The sequence below is a fragment of the Candidatus Phytoplasma pyri genome, from assembly GCF_046600495.1.
In the GTDB taxonomy this organism is placed as follows: Bacteria; Bacillota_I; Bacilli_A; order Acholeplasmatales; family Acholeplasmataceae; genus Phytoplasma; species Phytoplasma pyri.
In genome coordinates, this window is record NZ_JBKIOZ010000003.1 from 16726 (window position 1) to 33937 (window position 17212).

The 17212-nt window shown below is 19.1% G+C and carries 14 protein-coding genes; 13 read left to right on the forward strand and 1 reads right to left on the reverse strand.

Annotated elements, in window-relative coordinates:
- Window positions 1-90: 90 nt before the first annotated feature.
- From tyrS to ACLHHF_RS01545, 12 genes are all read left to right on the forward strand, one after another.
- On the forward strand, window positions 91-1344 hold the full coding sequence (gene tyrS / locus ACLHHF_RS01490; RefSeq protein ID WP_411308060.1) for a tyrosine--tRNA ligase: 1254 nt from the start codon (window positions 91-93) through the stop codon (window positions 1342-1344).
- A gap of 86 nt (window positions 1345-1430) precedes the next feature.
- On the forward strand, window positions 1431-2630 hold the full coding sequence (locus tag ACLHHF_RS01495) for an aminotransferase class V-fold PLP-dependent enzyme (protein WP_411308061.1): 1200 nt from the start codon (window positions 1431-1433) through the stop codon (window positions 2628-2630).
- 1 nt (window position 2631) lies between these two features.
- The gene (gene sufU / locus ACLHHF_RS01500; protein ID WP_411308063.1) at window positions 2632-3072 is read left to right on the forward strand and encodes a Fe-S cluster assembly sulfur transfer protein SufU; all 441 of its coding nucleotides are present in this window, start codon (window positions 2632-2634) and stop codon (window positions 3070-3072) included.
- Window positions 3073-3242: 170 nt separating this feature from the next.
- On the forward strand, window positions 3243-4967 hold the full coding sequence (locus tag ACLHHF_RS01505) for an ABC transporter ATP-binding protein (protein ID WP_411308064.1): 1725 nt from the start codon (window positions 3243-3245) through the stop codon (window positions 4965-4967).
- Window positions 4968-6740, forward strand: a complete 1773-nt coding sequence (locus ACLHHF_RS01510; protein WP_411308066.1) for an ABC transporter ATP-binding protein — start codon at window positions 4968-4970, stop codon at window positions 6738-6740.
- 57 nt (window positions 6741-6797) lie between these two features.
- Window positions 6798-7661 carry a ketose-bisphosphate aldolase gene (locus tag ACLHHF_RS01515; protein WP_411308067.1) on the forward strand — a complete coding sequence of 288 codons (864 nt, stop codon included), beginning with the start codon at window positions 6798-6800 and terminating at the stop codon, window positions 7659-7661.
- 144 nt (window positions 7662-7805) lie between these two features.
- Window positions 7806-8264, forward strand: a complete 459-nt coding sequence (locus tag ACLHHF_RS01520; protein WP_411308068.1) for an NUDIX hydrolase — start codon at window positions 7806-7808, stop codon at window positions 8262-8264.
- Between the two features lie 75 nt (window positions 8265-8339).
- A complete protein-coding gene (locus tag ACLHHF_RS01525; protein WP_411308070.1) occupies window positions 8340-9833 on the forward strand; it encodes an MATE family efflux transporter in 1494 nt (497 codons plus the stop codon).
- A 50-nt stretch (window positions 9834-9883) separates the two neighbouring features.
- Window positions 9884-10693 (forward strand): HAD family hydrolase, encoded by an 810-nt coding sequence (locus ACLHHF_RS01530; RefSeq protein ID WP_411308071.1) that lies wholly within the window; start codon window positions 9884-9886, stop codon window positions 10691-10693.
- A 19-nt stretch (window positions 10694-10712) separates the two neighbouring features.
- Window positions 10713-11672, forward strand: coding sequence for an ATP-dependent 6-phosphofructokinase (locus tag ACLHHF_RS01535; RefSeq protein WP_411308072.1), 960 nt, complete (start codon window positions 10713-10715; stop codon window positions 11670-11672).
- A 191-nt stretch (window positions 11673-11863) separates the two neighbouring features.
- A complete protein-coding gene (locus ACLHHF_RS01540) occupies window positions 11864-13348 on the forward strand; it encodes a 2-hydroxycarboxylate transporter family protein (protein ID WP_411308073.1) in 1485 nt (494 codons plus the stop codon).
- Window positions 13349-13397: 49 nt separating this feature from the next.
- Window positions 13398-14264: a triphosphoribosyl-dephospho-CoA synthase gene (locus ACLHHF_RS01545; protein ID WP_411308075.1), complete on the forward strand. Its 867-nt coding sequence runs from the start codon at window positions 13398-13400 to the stop codon at window positions 14262-14264.
- Between the two features lie 84 nt (window positions 14265-14348).
- Here ACLHHF_RS01545 and ACLHHF_RS01550 read toward each other — a convergent pair whose 3' ends face one another.
- On the reverse strand, window positions 14349-16259 hold the full coding sequence (locus ACLHHF_RS01550; RefSeq protein ID WP_411308076.1) for a hypothetical protein: 1911 nt from the start codon (window positions 16257-16259) through the stop codon (window positions 14349-14351).
- A gap of 180 nt (window positions 16260-16439) precedes the next feature.
- Between ACLHHF_RS01550 and yihA the strand changes: the two genes are divergently transcribed.
- A complete protein-coding gene (gene yihA / locus ACLHHF_RS01555; protein ID WP_411308077.1) occupies window positions 16440-17030 on the forward strand; it encodes a ribosome biogenesis GTP-binding protein YihA/YsxC in 591 nt (196 codons plus the stop codon).
- The last annotated feature ends 182 nt before the right edge of the window (window positions 17031-17212 follow it).

The following is a 17212-nucleotide window of genomic DNA, read 5'->3' on the forward strand; positions in this document are numbered from 1 at the left end:
TTTATATTTTATAAAAGTGAGTCAAAAACTCACTTTTAATTTTTATTTATATTCACGTAATTTATTAATTAATTTATTAGGAGAATTTATGTGTCTTTATTTGAAGAATTAAAATGGCGTAATTTGATTACTGAATGTAGCGATGAAAAAAGAGCTAAATTATTGTTAGATGGTAATAAAAAAATTAAATTTTATTGTGGTTTTGATACTACAGCTGGTTCTTTAACTGTAGGTCATTTAGTTCAAATTATTACTTTTTTATTAATACAAAAAAGGGGTCATTTCCCTATTATTTTATTGGGCGGAGCAACTAGTTTTATTGGTGATCCAAAAAAAATAGAAGAAAGAAAATTATTAGAATCTAACCAAATTTTAGATAATTTTAATAAAATCAGTTTACAATTTAAAAAAATTTTATCTTTTATATCTTTTGAAATTGTTAATAATTATGATTGGATTTCAAAAATAGATATTATTAATTTTTTAAGAAAATATGGTAAACTTTTTAATATTAATTATATGCTTTCCAAGGAAATAGTTTCAAATAGATTGAAAAAAGGGATTTCATATGCTGAATTTTCTTATATGATATTACAATCTTTAGATTTTCAATATTTATTTGAAAATAAAAATGTTATAATGCAATTTGGTGGTTCTGATCAATGGGGAAATATTACTAGTGGATTAGAATTAATTAAAAAAATAAATAAAACTAAAGACAATAATAAACCTATTGGTATAACAAATGCATTATTATTAAAATATGATGGTACTAAATTTGGTAAAAGTGAAGATGGTGTTTTATGGTTAGATAAAAAATTAACTTCACCTTATAAAATTTATCAATATTTTTTAAATACAGAAGATAAAGAAGTAATTAATTATTTAAAATCTTTAACTTTATTATCTAAAAAAGAAATTATTAAATTACAAGAAGAAAATATTACAAATCCTCAAAATAGAATAGCTCAAAAAATTTTAGCTAAAGAAATAATTACTTTAATTCATGGAAAAAAAATGTTTGAAAATTGTTTTAATACTAACCAAATTTTATTTATAGACAAAAAAGATCAATTAAATGAACAAAGTTTTTGTTGTTTGAAATATACTTTAAATTATATTGAAGTTAATGATAAAATTTCCTTATTAGAAGCTTTAATATTAACTGAATTAACTAATTCAAAAAATAAAGCTAGAGAATTAATTTCTAGTCGTTCTATTAAAATTTTTGATAAAATAGTAGATGATGTAGAATTAATTTTAAATATAAAACATTCTTTATTTAATAAATATATTTTATTAAAAAAAGGTAAAATATTTAATGCTTTAATTATTTTTAAATAGATTATAAAAAAATCCATTTTATTAATTATTAATTAAATATTAATATATATTAAATTCCTTTAAGAAAAGGAGAGTGTATTAATAAAATGATAAAAAATGATTTTAAATATCTTTTTCCTATTTTTAAAAATAACCCTAATTTAGTTTATTTTGATCATGCTTCTACTTCTTTAAAACCAAAAAAAATGATAATAGCATTAGAAAATTTTTATTATAATAATGGTATTAGTAATAAATCTTTTTATGATTTAAGTGAACATAATAGTTTGTTAGTTGAAAAAACTAGAAAAAAAACAGCTAATTTTATTAATTCTCATTCAGAAGAAATTATTTTTACCAAAAGCACAACTGAATCTTTAAATATGTTAGCTTTTGGTTTATCTCATTTATTAAAAGAGGGAGATGAAATAATTATTTCAGAATTAGAACATAATGCTGCTTTTTTACCTTGGTTAAGAATTTCAAAAAAGCATAAAGCTAAATTAGTTTTTATTCCTTTAGATGAAAATAATCAAATTAGTTATCATAATTTTCAAAAAATTTTTAATAAAAAAACTAAAATAGTTATTTTAACTCATATTTCTAATGTTTTAGGTTATAAACCTCCTATTAAAGAAATAGCTAATTTGGCTCATAGTGGTAATGCTTTAGTAATTTTAGATTCGGCACAATATGTTAGTCATTTTCGTTTAGATGTTCGTGATTTAGATGTTGATTTTGTGTGTTTTTCATCTCATAAAATGTATGGGCCTTTTGGTTTAGGCATTTTGTTTGTTAAAAATAATTTATTACATTTACTAAAGCCTTTATTACTTGGCGGAGGTATTATTGAATCATTTGATAGTAATGATTTTACATATAAATTTAATGTTAATAAATTTGAGGCAGGAACTCATAATATTTCAGCTATTATATCTTTTAAAGAAGTTTTAGATTTAATTATTGATATTGGTTTTGAAAAAATTATTTATCATGAATATAAAATTTATAAATACGCTATAGAAAAATTAAAAAAATTTTCTAATATTATTATTTATAATCCTAATAATGCACATCATATTATTACTTTTAATTTAATAAATATTAATGCTCATGATGTTGTTACTTTTTTAGCTAAAGAAAATATTTGTGTTAGAGTTGGTAAATTATGTGCTGATTTAACTTTAAAAAAAATTAAACAAACAAGTGTGATAAGAGTTTCTATTGGCATGCATAATAATAAAAATGATGTTGTTTTATTAATTATTGCTTTAAAAAAAATTATTAATTTTTTTAAAAAGGTTTAAAATGACAGAATTTTATAAAACATATCGTAATTTAATATTAAAATATTATCATAAAAAACCAAATAAAATTTTATTATCAGATCCTGATTATTTCTACTTAAAATATGAAAATTATTTTTGTGGTAATGATTATATTTTTTTACAAATTAAAATTAAAAATAATATGATTATAGATTTTAGATACGAAATTAAAGGTTGCGTAATTTGTGTTTCTTCGGCTAATTTTATGTCAAATGAATTAAAAAATAAATGTATATCAGAAGTAATTAAGATTTCTAATAATTTTATTAATATGTTAAAAGGTAAAAAATTTAATTTAGATAATATAAGTTCTGATTTTAAACTATTTCAGTTTATAGTTAATATTAAAAGTAGAGTTAATTGTGCTATTTTATCTTGGGAAGCTTTATTAAAATTATTAAAAAATGTTGGATTTGAGTAATAATTTTTTTAAATTTATATTTATTCAATTAATTTATTATAATAAATTTTAACAATAATAAAATATTTATTAAGTTATTAAATAATAAATTTATTTATTTTAATATTAATTTTAAAAATTAAATAAAATAAATAATAATTCATTAAAAGAAAGAATTAATGTTATAAAATATGAAAATTATATGGAAATATTTAAAAAAATATAAAATTTTATTAATATTTAATATTTTATCTGCTTTTTTAATATCTTTTTGTGAAATTGGTATTCCTTTTGTTATTGGTGATTTTATTATTGATCATCAAAATAATAATACAATTAATTACCACCAACTTTTTTTAATATTTTTAATTTTAGTAATTTTTGGTATTTTAGGTAATTTACTTATTAATTTTTGTTCTTCTTTTGTTTCATCCAAACTTTTTAATGATTTAAGTATGGATATTTTTAAAAAAGTTCAAACTTTTTCTCCTTATGAAATGCAAAAATTTGGTATTTCATCTATCATGAATCGTAACACATCAGATGTTTACCAAATAATGAGTTTTATGTCTACTTTTTATAGAGCTGCGGTTGTAGCACCTATTATTGTATTATGTAGTTTTATTATGATATGTCGAATTAATTATCATTTAGTTTTTGGTATTTTATTTATTATACCTTTCCTAATTTTTATGATTATTTTTATGGTAAAAAAAACTTATTATTTATCAGTTGAACAACAAAAACAATTAGATAAACTTAATTTAATAACTAGAGAAAATTTAACTGGTTTTAAAGTAGTTAGATCTTTATGTAAAGATAAATATGAAGAAAAACGTTTTTATGAATGTAATACTAAATATAGTATTTTTTCTATAAAATTATTTAAATTTTTAGTTTTAATTGATCCTATTTTTTATTTTTTAGTAAATTTTTCAATTATTTTAACTATTGGTATAGGCTCATGTTATCTTTTACCAAATTCAAATAATTTTACTTTAGGAAATTTATTTAAGTGTATAGAATTTCAATTTCATGTTTTATTTTCTATATTAAATTTTTTATTATTATTTATGATGTTTCCAAAAACTTTAGTTTCAGTTAAACGAATAGAAGAAATTTTGTCATATCAAATTGTTATTAAAAATAATGATGTTAATTTAAAAATTAAAGAAAATATTAAAAAAATAGAATTTAAAAATGTTGTTTTTAATTATCCTAATTCTAATCAAAAAATATTAGATAATATTAATTTAATTTTTTATAAAGACGAAATAGTTTCTTTCGTAGGTCCTACCGGTTCTGGAAAATCAACTTTAATAAATTTAATCCCTCGTTTATATAATGTTACTAGTGGTACAATTAAGTTAAATGATATTGATATTTTTGATTATAATATTGATCATTTAAGAAGTAAAATTGGTTTTGTTTCGCAAAAAAATTTTTTATTTAAAGGCACTATTTTAAGTAATCTTTATATGGGTAAAGAAAATGCTCCTGAAGAAAGCATTTTGGAATCTATAAAAATATCTCAATCTTATGATTTCATTGAATCTAAATCTGAAAAAATAAATGAATTCGTTAGTGAATTTGGTAATAATTTTTCTGGAGGTCAAAAACAAAGATTAGCAATTGCTAGAGCTTTAGTTAAAAAACCTGATGTTTATATTTTTGATGATTCCTTTTCTGCTTTAGATTATAAAACAGATTATGAATTAAAAAAAGCTTTTTATGAAATGAAAAAAAATTCTATTGTTATTATAGTGGCTCAAAGATTAAGTTCTATTTTGAATTCTGATAAAATTGTTGTTTTAGATCAAGGTAGAATCTTAGATATAGGAAAACATAAAGATTTAATACAAAGATGTGAATTTTATAAAGAAATTGCTCGTTCACAAAATTTATTGGAGTTTTAAATGAAAAAAATTTTTTATTATTTTAAATCTTTTAAAAAAGAATTAATTATTAGTTTTTTTTTAATATTTATTTCTGCTATTATTGCTTCTTGTTTACCTCTTTGGGAAGGTAAATTTATTATTGAAAAAGTACGTGAAATATCATCCAATAATAGTAGCATTAAACCTAAAGACATTATTCCACTTCTTGTTTTAACTTTATTATTTTATATTATTGTTGCTATTTTAAGAATTGTTTATAATAAATTATTAGTTACTTCTATTCATAAAGGAATTAAATATTTACGTCAAGATATTCAAAAAAAAATTCATTTATTACCAGTAAGTTATTTTGAACAAAATACTTTAGGTAATGTTATGAGTAGGATGACTAACGATATCGAAATTATTTCTAATAGTTTACAACAAACTTGTTCTACTTTAATTTATTCTTCTTTTTTTATTATTGCTTCATCATTTTGGATGTTTTCTATTAATTGGCGATTAGGATTAATTGTTATGTTAGTTATTCCTTTATCTTTTTTTACCATTTATAAACTTTCGAATAAATCACAAAATATTTTTATTCAAAGATTTGAAAATTTTGGCGATTATAATGGTTTTTTACAGGAAAAATATACAGGTTACAAAGAAATTATGATTTATAATCAACAATCTAAAGTAATAAAAGAATTTCAAATAAAAAATAATAATTTGCAAAAATTAATTTTTAAATCTAATGTATTATCTGGTTTATTAATGCCTATTATTAAATCTTTTACATATTTAATTGTAGTTTTAGTATCTATTTTAGGTAGTATTTTAATGAGTGAAAAAAATAATCAAATTACTTTCTTTTTTATGGGTTCTTATACTCTTTTGAAATTAGGTATTTTTCAATCTTTTATTAAATATGTTTGGTGTTTAGAAAGTCCAATAAGCGAATTAACACAAATGTCTGTTTTATTTCAATCAGCTAAAGCTGCTTCGCAAAGAGTTTTTAGATTTTTACAAGAAGAAGAAGAAAAACCAGAATTAGAACAACCTTTTATTTTAAATAATTTCAAAAATAAAGTAGTATTTGATAATGTTTATTTTAATTATGGAACTAAAATAATTTTACAAAATATTAATTTTGAAGTTAAATGTGGGCAAATGATTGCCATTGTTGGTCCTACCGGTTCAGGAAAATCAACTTTAATTAATTTATTAATGCGTTTTTATGATTTAGAAAAAGGCGCTATAACTATTGATGGGATTAATATTAATGATTTTAAAAAAGATAATTTAAGAAAAATTTTGGGTATGGTTTTACAAGATACATGGCTTTTTAATGGAACTATTTTTGAAAATATTAAATATGGGAATGATCAAGCCACAGACGAAGAGGTTTTTTTGGCTGCTAAAAAAGCTAATATTAATTTATTTATTGATTCTAAAACAAATGGATATTATACTATGATTAATGAAGAGTCTGATAATTTATCTCAAGGTGAAAAGCAAATGATTACTATTGCAAGAACTATTTTGCGAAACCCTAATATTTTAATTTTAGATGAAGCTACTTCTACTATTGATACTAGAACAGAATTATTATTACAACAAGCTATAAAAAAATTACTTAACGATAGAACTTCTTTTGTTATTGCTCATCGTTTATCTACTATTATAAATGCTGATAAAATTTTATTTTTAAAAGATGGTAAAATTGAAGAAACTGGAAATCATCAAGAATTATTAGCTAAAAAAGGATTTTATTATCAACTTTATCAAAGTCAATTCAAACAAATTTAATTATTTTTTATTATTTAAAAATAATTTTAAAATTTATTTATTTTTTGAGGAGAAAAAATGTTAACCGCTAATAAAAAAATTTTATTAAATGCATATCAAAAAGGTTATGGTATTGCTCAAATTAATATTAATAATTTAGAATGGGCTAAAATTGTTTTAACAACAGCAAACGAATTAAAATCTCCTATTATTTTAGGTGTTTCTGAAAAAGCTGCCGATTACATGGGGGGTTTTAAAACAGTTTTCAATATGGTTAAGTCTTTAGACGAATTTTATAAAATATCTGTTCCTGTTTTTTTACATTTAGATCACGGAAGTTTTGAAGGAGTAAAAAAAGCTTTAGCAGCTGATTTTAATTCTATTATGTTCAGTTCTGAAGGTTATTCTTTTGAACAAAATTTAATTAAAACTAAAGAAATTATAAAATTATGTCGTCAAAAAAAGGTTTTACTAGAAACAGAAATTAGTGGTATTGGTAAAGAAGAAAATAATATAAATTTTCAATATGATTTTTCTGATCCTAAACAATGCTATTTAATGTCTTTATTAGATATTGATATGTTAGCGGTTAACATAGGTAATATGCATGGAGAATATTCTCCAAATTGGAATGGTCTAAATTTTAAAATTTTAGAAAAAATAAATAAAATTACTAATAAAAAACCTTTAGTTTTACATGGAGGTACAGGAATTCCTGATGAAATGATTAAAAAGTCTATTTCTTTAGGAATTACAAAGATTAATGTTAATACTGCTTGTCAATTAGCATTTGCTAAAGCCACAAGAGAACATATTTTTTATAATAAAAATTTTGATAATAGAGGATTTGAATTAAGAAAATTATTTAAACCAGGATTTTTAGCAATTAAAAATATTATTAAAAAAAAATTAAGATTATTTGGTTCTGTTAATAAAGTTTAATATTTTAAATAATATTATTTTTATATATAAAATTTTTTAGTATAATGAATGTAATTTAAGTATTTTTTAAAAAAAATAAATAATTTTTAAAATATTTAAATTAAAATTTTAAAAAATTTCGAAAGGTTTTTAAAAATTATTAATATGTGTTATATTAAAAAAATACGTAAAAAAATCGGTAAAGATCCTTTATTTAGTCCAGGTGCTTCTATTATTGTTTACGAAAAAAATAAATATTTACTGCAATTAAGAAAAGATTTTAATATTTGGGGGCTTCATGGTGGTTCTATGGAATTAGGTGAAACAGCTCAAGAAGTAGCTATTAGAGAATTAAAAGAAGAAACTGGATTAGATGCTTTAAAAATTGATATATTTAAAACATATTCAGGTAAAGAATTTAAAATTATTTACCCTAATGGTGATATTGTTTATGCTATTGTAATAACTTTTATAGTTACTAAAACACAAGGTAAAATTACAAAATTAAATAAAGAAGTATTGGATTTAAAATGGTTTAATGAAAAAGATTTACCAATAAAAAATATGATGACAATTGATAAAATATTTTTGAAAGATTTTTTAAAATATAAAAATAAACTTTAAAATAATTAATTATTTTATAAAAATATAAAATTTTATTTTTAATATTTATCAAGAGAGGATATTAAAATTAATTTAATGACAGATATAATATTGGTAGAAAAAAAAAGAAAAATGATTTTAGAAGGCAATTTATTTAAAATTATTTTAATTTTAGCAATACCAATTGCTTTAACTAATATAATATTTAATTTATTACCATCTCAAATAGATGCAATTACTGCATTATCTCAAAAAAAAACAAATAAAATTACAGATATTTTACCTATTTTAACATCTATTAAACAAATTTTTTTTTATTTTGGAGTTTGTTTGGCTATGGCTTCTAATGTTGTAATAGGTAATGAATATGGCAAGGGTAATTATTCAAAAGTATATGTTTTAATAAAAAATACTTTTAAAATGGTTATTATTACTTCTTGTTTATTGGCTTTTTTAGGTATTTTTTTTAAACAAACAATTTTATTTCATATTACTAATCATAATGAAATATCAAATAGTGATATGTCAGAAATTTCAGGTTATTATTTTTGCTTAATGTTTTCTGGAATATTAATGTCTATTAATAGTGTTTTTTTAGGTTTATTAAGAATAAAAGGTAACATTAAAATAATTTATTTTTCTAATTTTTTATTTTTAATTTCAAAAATTGGTTTTAATTATTTATTTATTCTTTCAAAAGAACAACAAAACATAACTATGTTTCATTTAGGTTTATCTACTATTTTTGCTATGATAATGTCTAATTTATTACTTTTGTTTAAATTAATTACATTATTTAAAATAGACAAAAATAATAAAGATTTAAATAATTCAAAAATAAAAGATAGTGTTAGTGATAAAATTTCTTATTTTAAAAAAATTTTTAAAATATTTTACCCTATTTTTTTAAGTAAATTTATTTATGAATTTGGTAAATTAATTATTCTTTTAATAATTGGTCGGCCTGATTTTTATATTCCAGGTTCCTTAACTACTATTTCCATAGCTGATTTTATAGCTGGTTTTGGTTTACAATTTGGTTTTTCTTTAGAGGAAAGTGTTGTATTGATTATTTCAGCAAATTTAGGTAATAAAAATATTTTACGTTCTTTAAAGAGCATTTATTTTTCTATTATAATAAATTTGATTTTTGGTTTAATTTATACTTTTTTTGCCGTTTTTTATGGAATTTCAATATTGAAATTTTTCAGTTTGTTATTTAGTAATAATTCTTCAAGTAGTTATATTAAAAATCCAGAGCAACTTAATTTTTTTATTTTATTTTCTTGCATTTCTGGCTTTTTTACCGTTGTTATTCAAAGTATTTTATTAAAAAGTTTTGTAGCTTTTAAAAAACCTAGTTTAGATATGTATTTTAATTTTTTAAGAATTTTAATTCGAATTCCTTTAATATATTTATTTAGACATACTACAATTACTGAGTATTTTAACCTTAAATGGAATACTGCAGAATATGGTTGGAAAGGTTATGCTTTTATTAATTTTTTTTCTAACTTAATTTTATTATTTTTTATTATATATTTATTTTTTAAATTTATTAAAAAATTAAGAAAAAATATAAATAAATAATTTATAATATTTAAGTTTATGAAAATAAAAATCAAAAAGATAATATATATATGATAAAAATAAAAAAAAAAAGAATATTTTTTTTTGATATTGATAATACAATTTTTAGTACTAAATATAAAAAAATTTGGCCTCAAACTGTTAAAACCATCAAAGCTTTATCTAAAGACCCTTATGTTATTTTAAGTATTGCCACAGGTAGAAATAAAACAAGATTAAATGTTTTAGGTAATTTATTACATTTTTTTAAACACTTAGTTTTATTAAATGGAAGTGTAATTATTATTAATGATAAAATTATTGATGAAAATTTTTTTTCAAAGGAAGAAGTTTTATATTTAACAAAAAAAGCAAATTCTTTTGGTTTGCCTACAGGAATGGTAGGCTTGCATCAAGAAGCTGTTTTTTATAAAAAAGATTTATTATTTATTACAGAAAAATTAAAAAATTTTTATAGTATGAAAATGAACATTTTAGACGATAAATTTTATCTTTCAAATAAAATTTATCAAATGTGGATAATAGAAAAAAATATTAATAAAATTAATAGTTTTATTAATAATTATAAACAATTATTTCAGTTTTTTTATTGGAATTATGGTGGTGTTGATTTAGTTTCAAAAGGTATTAATAAATTTTATGGTATTAAAAAAATACAAAAAATATATCCAGAATATCAATTAATTTGTGTTGGCGATGGTTACAACGATATTGATATGATTAAATATGCTAACGTTGGAATTGCTATGGGAAATACTAAATATAATCAAATTAAAGAAGTTGCTGATATCATTGCGCCACATATTGATGAAGATAAATTTTATGATTTTTTTAAAATTAATAATTTAATTCAAATTTAGAAAAGGATAATACAATAATATGAATATAGCTGTTTTAACATCAGGCGGAGATTCACCAGGAATGAACGCAGCTATTAGAAGTATAGTTAAAGTTGGTATAAAAAATAATATATCAATTTATGGAATTAAGTATGGTTATTTAGGTTTATATCAAAATCAAATTAATTTATTAAAGTTAGAAGATGTAGAAAATATTATTAAAATGGGTGGTACTTTTTTAGGTACTTCACGTTTTATTGAATTTATAGAAAACACAAATATTATTAAAAAGTCAGTTCAAAATTTAAAAAATAAAGATATTTCATTTTTAATTATTATTGGTGGTAACGGTTCTTATAAAGGAGCTTTAAAATTAATTGATTTTGGCGTCAAATGCATTGGAATTCCAGGAACTATTGATAATGATATTACAGGTACTGAATTTACTATTGGATTTCATACAGCTTTAAATACTATTGTTGAAGCTATTGATAAAATTAAAGATACTTCTAAATCACATAAAAGATGTACTTTGGTTGAAGTTATGGGTAGACACAAAGGTGATTTAGCTCTTTATAGTTCTATTTGTAACGAAACCAATTTAGTTATTGTTCCTGAATATAACAATAGTAAAATAGATGTTTTAAAAAAAATGAAATCTTTTCGCAATAAAGAACAAAGTCATGCAATCGTAATACTAACAGAACGCCAGTTTGATATTAATGTTTTAGCAAAAGAAATTGAATTAGTTAGCGGTTTGGAAACTAAAATCACTATTTTAGGGCATACTCAAAAAGGTGGAAATCCTTTACCTCAAGATCGCATTTTAGGAACTTTAATGGGTTTTTATTCCATTGAAATGATTAAAAAAAATTTTTTTAATATTGCTCTAGGAATTAGAAACAATAAGATTATTCCTTATTCTTTTTCAGAAGTTTTAGAAAATAAAAAAGATGATATATTTCAATCATTATGGGAAATTAATAATAAATTAATTTAAAATTTTAATTTTAATTAAAATTTTTTATAATATTTTGATAATATATAATTGTATAAGAATAATCATTGATTTTATTTATTTTTTGATTTTTTATAATTATTACAATATAAAAATATAATTAAATGATTGTTATATATAATAATTTTCATTAATATTAATAAATTCAATAAAAAGGAGTTTATTTTGTCATAATGAATGATAAAAAAAAAACACAAACAATTTCTAAAAATAAATCAAATAATATTTTAGGTTTTAATTTTTATGTTTTAATTTTGATTATGTCAATATTAATTCTTCAAATTTACTACGGTTTTGATACAAATAATAAAAAATTAAGTAATGATACATGGCATGGTTTAATGACATCTTTATTAATTGCTATGACTTTTGCTGGAATTTTAAAATTTATAGGTAGTAAAATCCCTTTTTTAAAAGATATCGGTGGGAGTTCTATTTTATGTATTTTAATTCCTTCTATTCTTGTTTCTTTACAATTTTCTAATTCTTTTAATAACACACATATAGGAATGAAAATTAACAATTTTAGAGAAGTTATTATAAAAAATTTTAAAAATTTTAATAGTGATAAAGGAATTGGATTTTCTTCTTTTTTTGTAACATCTTTAATTGTTTATAGTTTTTTAAGTATGGATAATAATTTATTAAAAAATGCTTTTAAAAAATTTTTTCCTTTAGTTATTATTTCTTTAATTTCGGGTGCTTTAATAACTAGCTTATTCGGTTATTGTTTAGGATTAATGGGTTTCGCACCTATTTCAGGAATTAAAGGAGCAGAAAACAGTAATAGTAACAATCATTTTATAAATACACTATATTATATTTTTTTCCCTTTATCAAGTGGTGGTATGACAGCTGGAATTATGCCTTTAAAAGAATCTTATAGTTCAGTAATTGGAATTAATGATCCCGATAAGGTGTTTGGACACATTGCACCAGCTTTATTAGTGGGTGGTATTTTTAGTATTTTTGCTTCTGGTATTATTAAAAAAATCTTTAAAAATACTAAATATAATGGTAATGGTAATTTAGAAATTAATCAATTATCTTTAAAAAATAAAAAAAAACCAATGTTATCGAAACCAATTAATTATAATAATATTGCTACTGGTTTTATAATTATTTTTTCTTTTCATTCTCTAACTGTTTTAATAAGAACAATATTGAAATTATTTATAGTAAAGGTAGAATATCAAAAATTTTTACCAGAATCTATTGTTTTTTTAGTTGTAGTTGTTATTATTATTAAATTACTTAATTTAATTAATGAAAATTTTCTTGAATGTATAAAACAAGCTTCTAAATTAGTAACTACTCTTTTCACTTCTGCTTTGTTAGTTATTTTAGGTTTTACATTAAATATTCAAACTGCTGTAAATGCACTAAGTTTCCCTTTCTTTTTAACATGTTTGGTTTCGGTAATAACTGTTTCTTTAACTGCCGGTTTGATAGGTCATTTTTTTAATTTTTATGCTGTAGAATCTTCTATAACAGCAGGTCTTTGTCTTAATAGTATTGGCGGTGCAGGAAATATTAATATTTTATCTGCCGCTAATTTAATGGATTTAATTTCATTCGCTCAAATTTCAACTCGTATAGGTGGTGCTTTGGTAGTAGCTTTTGCTAGCATAACTTATCCTATTTTTTATGGTTTGTAATATTAAATTATTTATTATTAATTAATTTATTTTAGGTACAATTTTATAAATGAGTAAAAAAAAATTTTCAGGAATAAATAAATATTTTCACAAAAAAATAATTAATTTAGCTTTAAGATATATTAAAATAGAAGCTTTATCTTATCCTTGTTTTGGTTTGGTATCTAAAAAAGATTCTGGTTGCCATTTAGATATGAACATCAAAACCTTTTTAATTTCACAAAAAACTTTTAAATTTTATTTTAAAGAAATTTATATTTTGGCTATTAAAAATTCTGATTTAAATTTTTTATCTTTAAGAAAATTAGGTCAAAAACAAGAAAAAAGAATGTTTAAAGTTACTAATAATGTTAATACACATAAAGGTTTAATTTTTGCTTTTGGAATTATTTATTATATCTCAATATATAGTCTTTTTCATAAAATACCTTTTGATATTTGGAGTTTTTTAATTAAAAAAATTACTAAACCTTTAATTAATGATTTTAAAAATTTAAATTTTTACTCCAAAAGTAAACAAATATTTAAAAATTTTAAAATTTTAGGCGCTAGAGGAGAAGCTTTAAATGGTTATTCAGTAATTTTTGATAAAGGTTTGCCATTTTTAAAATATTATTCTAAAAAATATCCTAAATTAACACAAGAAAATAAATGTTTATTATTATTAATTTTTTATTTAACAGAAATTGATGATACTACTTTAATATTTAAAATAGGATATCATAAAAGTCAAATTATTAAAAAAAAAGCAAAAGAATGGTTAAATATTTTATTTTTAAAAGGCTGGAAAACTTTTTATAAAATAATTTTAAAAAATAATGATTTTTATAAAAAAAATAAAGTTTCTCCAGGCGGATGCGCTGATTTATGTATTGTTACTTTATTTTTATCATATTTTTATAAAAAGCGTAAATAAAATTATTATATTTTTTTTAATTTTAAATATACAATTTAATTAAATTTATTATATATTTATATTAATTTAATTTTATTATTATATTTAATTTTTTTTCCAAAAAATATACATTTTTTCAGCTTCATAACCCATATTTTTTAAGTCTTCTAAAGTATAAGTATCATCTTTTCCATCTCTATTGCCTTTATCAAAAACAACAGCTAATAAATTAATTGGTGGATTTTTAATAAAAAAATATAGTGAATTTTCTCCTTCTTGATTAGTATAACAAGGAGCATTTAAACTATAGTTGCTTAATCTATTCTTAGTTATTATATTTGTCATTAAATCTTTTTTGTTGATTAAAAAAATATCAATTATTACCATATTTTTGATATTATTTTTAGATAATGATTTATTATAATTTTTTTCTTTTGAAATTAACACATCATCATTAGATTTATTTTCAAATTCATTATTTTCACAAAATATATTTATAAACTTAAAGTCATAATTATTAGGTTTTAATAAAGGTTTTTCTAAAGATAAAAAAACATTTGATTTAAATTTAATATCAGACATTTGATAAACAATATTATTAATTTTAATTTCTGGATTTTGGTTTATTTTTTTTATTTTAAACATTTTAATTTTTTCATTTGATATTTGTTGATCGCAAATATCTTTATTTTTAAATATAGTAATAATTATTGATTTATTATCTTGTATATTAGTGTAATAAAAATTATCTACTTGTGTTAAAATATCTAAAAATTCATTAAATTTATATTCTACATTTGGTTTTATATTAGCTTCTATTTTCCAGTAACGTATATATTGATTATATTTTTCCAAAGCTTCTTGATATTTAATAATTGCTGTTTTTTGATCATATTCTTTTATTAAATTTTTGATAATAAAAAATTCTTTATTTTCATATAAATTTGACGTTTTTAATTGATTTTTTAATATTTTTATTTTAAAATTTTTATTATCATTAGATAAAATTTTATTATCATATGTTAATAAAAATATTTCTGCTTGATTTTTTTTATTTTTTTGTATTAAAATATTAATTTCTTTTTGTTTTTGATTAATATCATTAGTAATTTGAATTATCATATTCATTAAAAAATTTATTTTTGATTGTAAGTTAATATTTTCTTGTTCTTTTTGTTGTAAACAATCTAATAAAAATATTTCTTTTATATTAAAAGTAAAAATCTTATTGTTTGATATATTTAAATTTTTATAGATTTTTTTCAAAGGTAAAAAAAAGTTATCATAATTAATTTTATTATGCCAAAAAAGAAAAAAAATTGTTTCTGTTTCTTCTTTACATTGTAAAAATAATTCATAAAAATTATATTCACTATTAATTCCTTCACGTTCTTGATCATCATAAAAATAAAAAGCTTGTAAACCAATAGGATTTTGTTTTAATTTAAATTTACAATTTTCATAAATATTTTGATTATAACCTTCAAACAAATCATTATTTTCAAAATTTTTCCATTTAACATCAATTCCAAATTCACCTAAATTATTTAGTAATTGAATCACAAATTTAGAATTTGTTTCACCTTCCGTATGAAAATTATAAATATAAATTATGTTATTAATATTTTTTTCATCATAAAAAATATCTTTTTGAATAAAATTATTTTTAAAATGTTTTTTTAAAATATCGTTTTCAATTTTTTTTTGTTGATAAATTTGTTTTTTAATTTTTAAAAAATTGAAAACATTATTATTAATTTTATTTTTAATATTTTTTTTAAAATCAATATTAATAATTTCTTTTAGATCATTTTTATTTTTTTGAGTATATGAATCAAGATAAATGTTTTTTGTATCATTTAATTGTTGTTTAGAAGATAATTTTTCTAATTTTATTATTTTATTATATTTTTTCAAGATAATTATAGAAATAATTTGAAAAATTACTATAAATATAGCTATAATTACTGATAAAATAAAAAAATATTTTTTTATTTTATATTTTTTAAAAAACAATTATTGATTTCTCCTTTTATACAATTTATTATAAATAATAATTTTATCTATATTTATATATTATTTTTTATTATAATAATTAAAACCATAATATTTTAACATGTTTTTATTATTTTTAAAAAAATATTTTAATTTTTAATATATATTTATTTTGATTATTTTAAGAATAAGGTTTACAGAATGATAAAACAAGCAGTTTTTATCAAAAGTATTACACAAATTAAAGACAATTTTTCTTTAATTAAATATCCAGAAATAATTTTAATTGGTAAAAGTAATGTTGGTAAAAGTTCTTTTATTAATAATTTAACTAATCGAAAAAAATTAGCTAGAGTTTCTAAAAATCCTGGAAAAACTATAACTTTAAATTATTATCTATTAAATAATTCTTTTTATTTAATAGATACTCCCGGTTATGGTTATTCTAGAATAAGTAAAAAAATCAAAAAAAATTTTTTAATAATTATTTTTGATTTGTTAAAAAATAATTTAAATTGTCGAAAAATTTTATATTTAATCGACTTTAAAGTGGGCCTAACTACTAATGATATTAATATTTGTAGTTTATTAATACAAAATGATTTAAAAGTTGTTTTAGTTTTTACCAAAAAAGATAAAATTAGTAAAACAAAAATTAAACAACAATTAATAAAAATTAAAAATAATTTAGATATTTTAAATATTACTTATGATAATTTTTTTTTAATTTCTAATAAAAATAAAGAGGGTATTTTTGAAATAACAAATTTTATTTTAAAAAATATTAAATAATTTAATTTTTTTTAAAAATAATAAATTTGATAAATTTAATATAATATAATATATTTATACATTTTTTTTAATTTTTTTATAATATATATTTATAAATATATTACAAATAATAATTTATTAAAATTTTTACTATTATTTATATTGATAATTAAAATTATTTTTTTTAAATATACAAAAAGAAA

Bases quoted from the DNA above. Each gene is read 5' to 3' on its own strand.
- ACLHHF_RS01495 (WP_411308061.1), top strand. From the start codon at position 1,431: ATGATAAAAAATGATTTTAAATATCTTTTTCCTATTTTTAAAAATAAC.
- ACLHHF_RS01545 (WP_411308075.1), top strand. From the start codon at position 13,398: ATGAGTAAAAAAAAATTTTCAGGAATAAATAAATATTTTCACAAAAAA.
- ACLHHF_RS01515 (WP_411308067.1), top strand. From the start codon at position 6,798: ATGTTAACCGCTAATAAAAAAATTTTATTAAATGCATATCAAAAAGGT.
- ACLHHF_RS01535 (WP_411308072.1), top strand. From the start codon at position 10,713: ATGAATATAGCTGTTTTAACATCAGGCGGAGATTCACCAGGAATGAAC.
- ACLHHF_RS01540 (WP_411308073.1), top strand. From the start codon at position 11,864: ATGAATGATAAAAAAAAAACACAAACAATTTCTAAAAATAAATCAAAT.
- ACLHHF_RS01510 (WP_411308066.1), top strand. From the start codon at position 4,968: ATGAAAAAAATTTTTTATTATTTTAAATCTTTTAAAAAAGAATTAATT.
- yihA (WP_411308077.1), top strand. From the start codon at position 16,440: ATGATAAAACAAGCAGTTTTTATCAAAAGTATTACACAAATTAAAGAC.
- ACLHHF_RS01505 (WP_411308064.1), top strand. From the start codon at position 3,243: ATGAAAATTATATGGAAATATTTAAAAAAATATAAAATTTTATTAATA.
- ACLHHF_RS01520 (WP_411308068.1), top strand. From the start codon at position 7,806: ATGTGTTATATTAAAAAAATACGTAAAAAAATCGGTAAAGATCCTTTA.
- ACLHHF_RS01525 (WP_411308070.1), top strand. From the start codon at position 8,340: ATGACAGATATAATATTGGTAGAAAAAAAAAGAAAAATGATTTTAGAA.
- ACLHHF_RS01530 (WP_411308071.1), top strand. From the start codon at position 9,884: ATGATAAAAATAAAAAAAAAAAGAATATTTTTTTTTGATATTGATAAT.
- sufU (WP_411308063.1), top strand. From the start codon at position 2,632: ATGACAGAATTTTATAAAACATATCGTAATTTAATATTAAAATATTAT.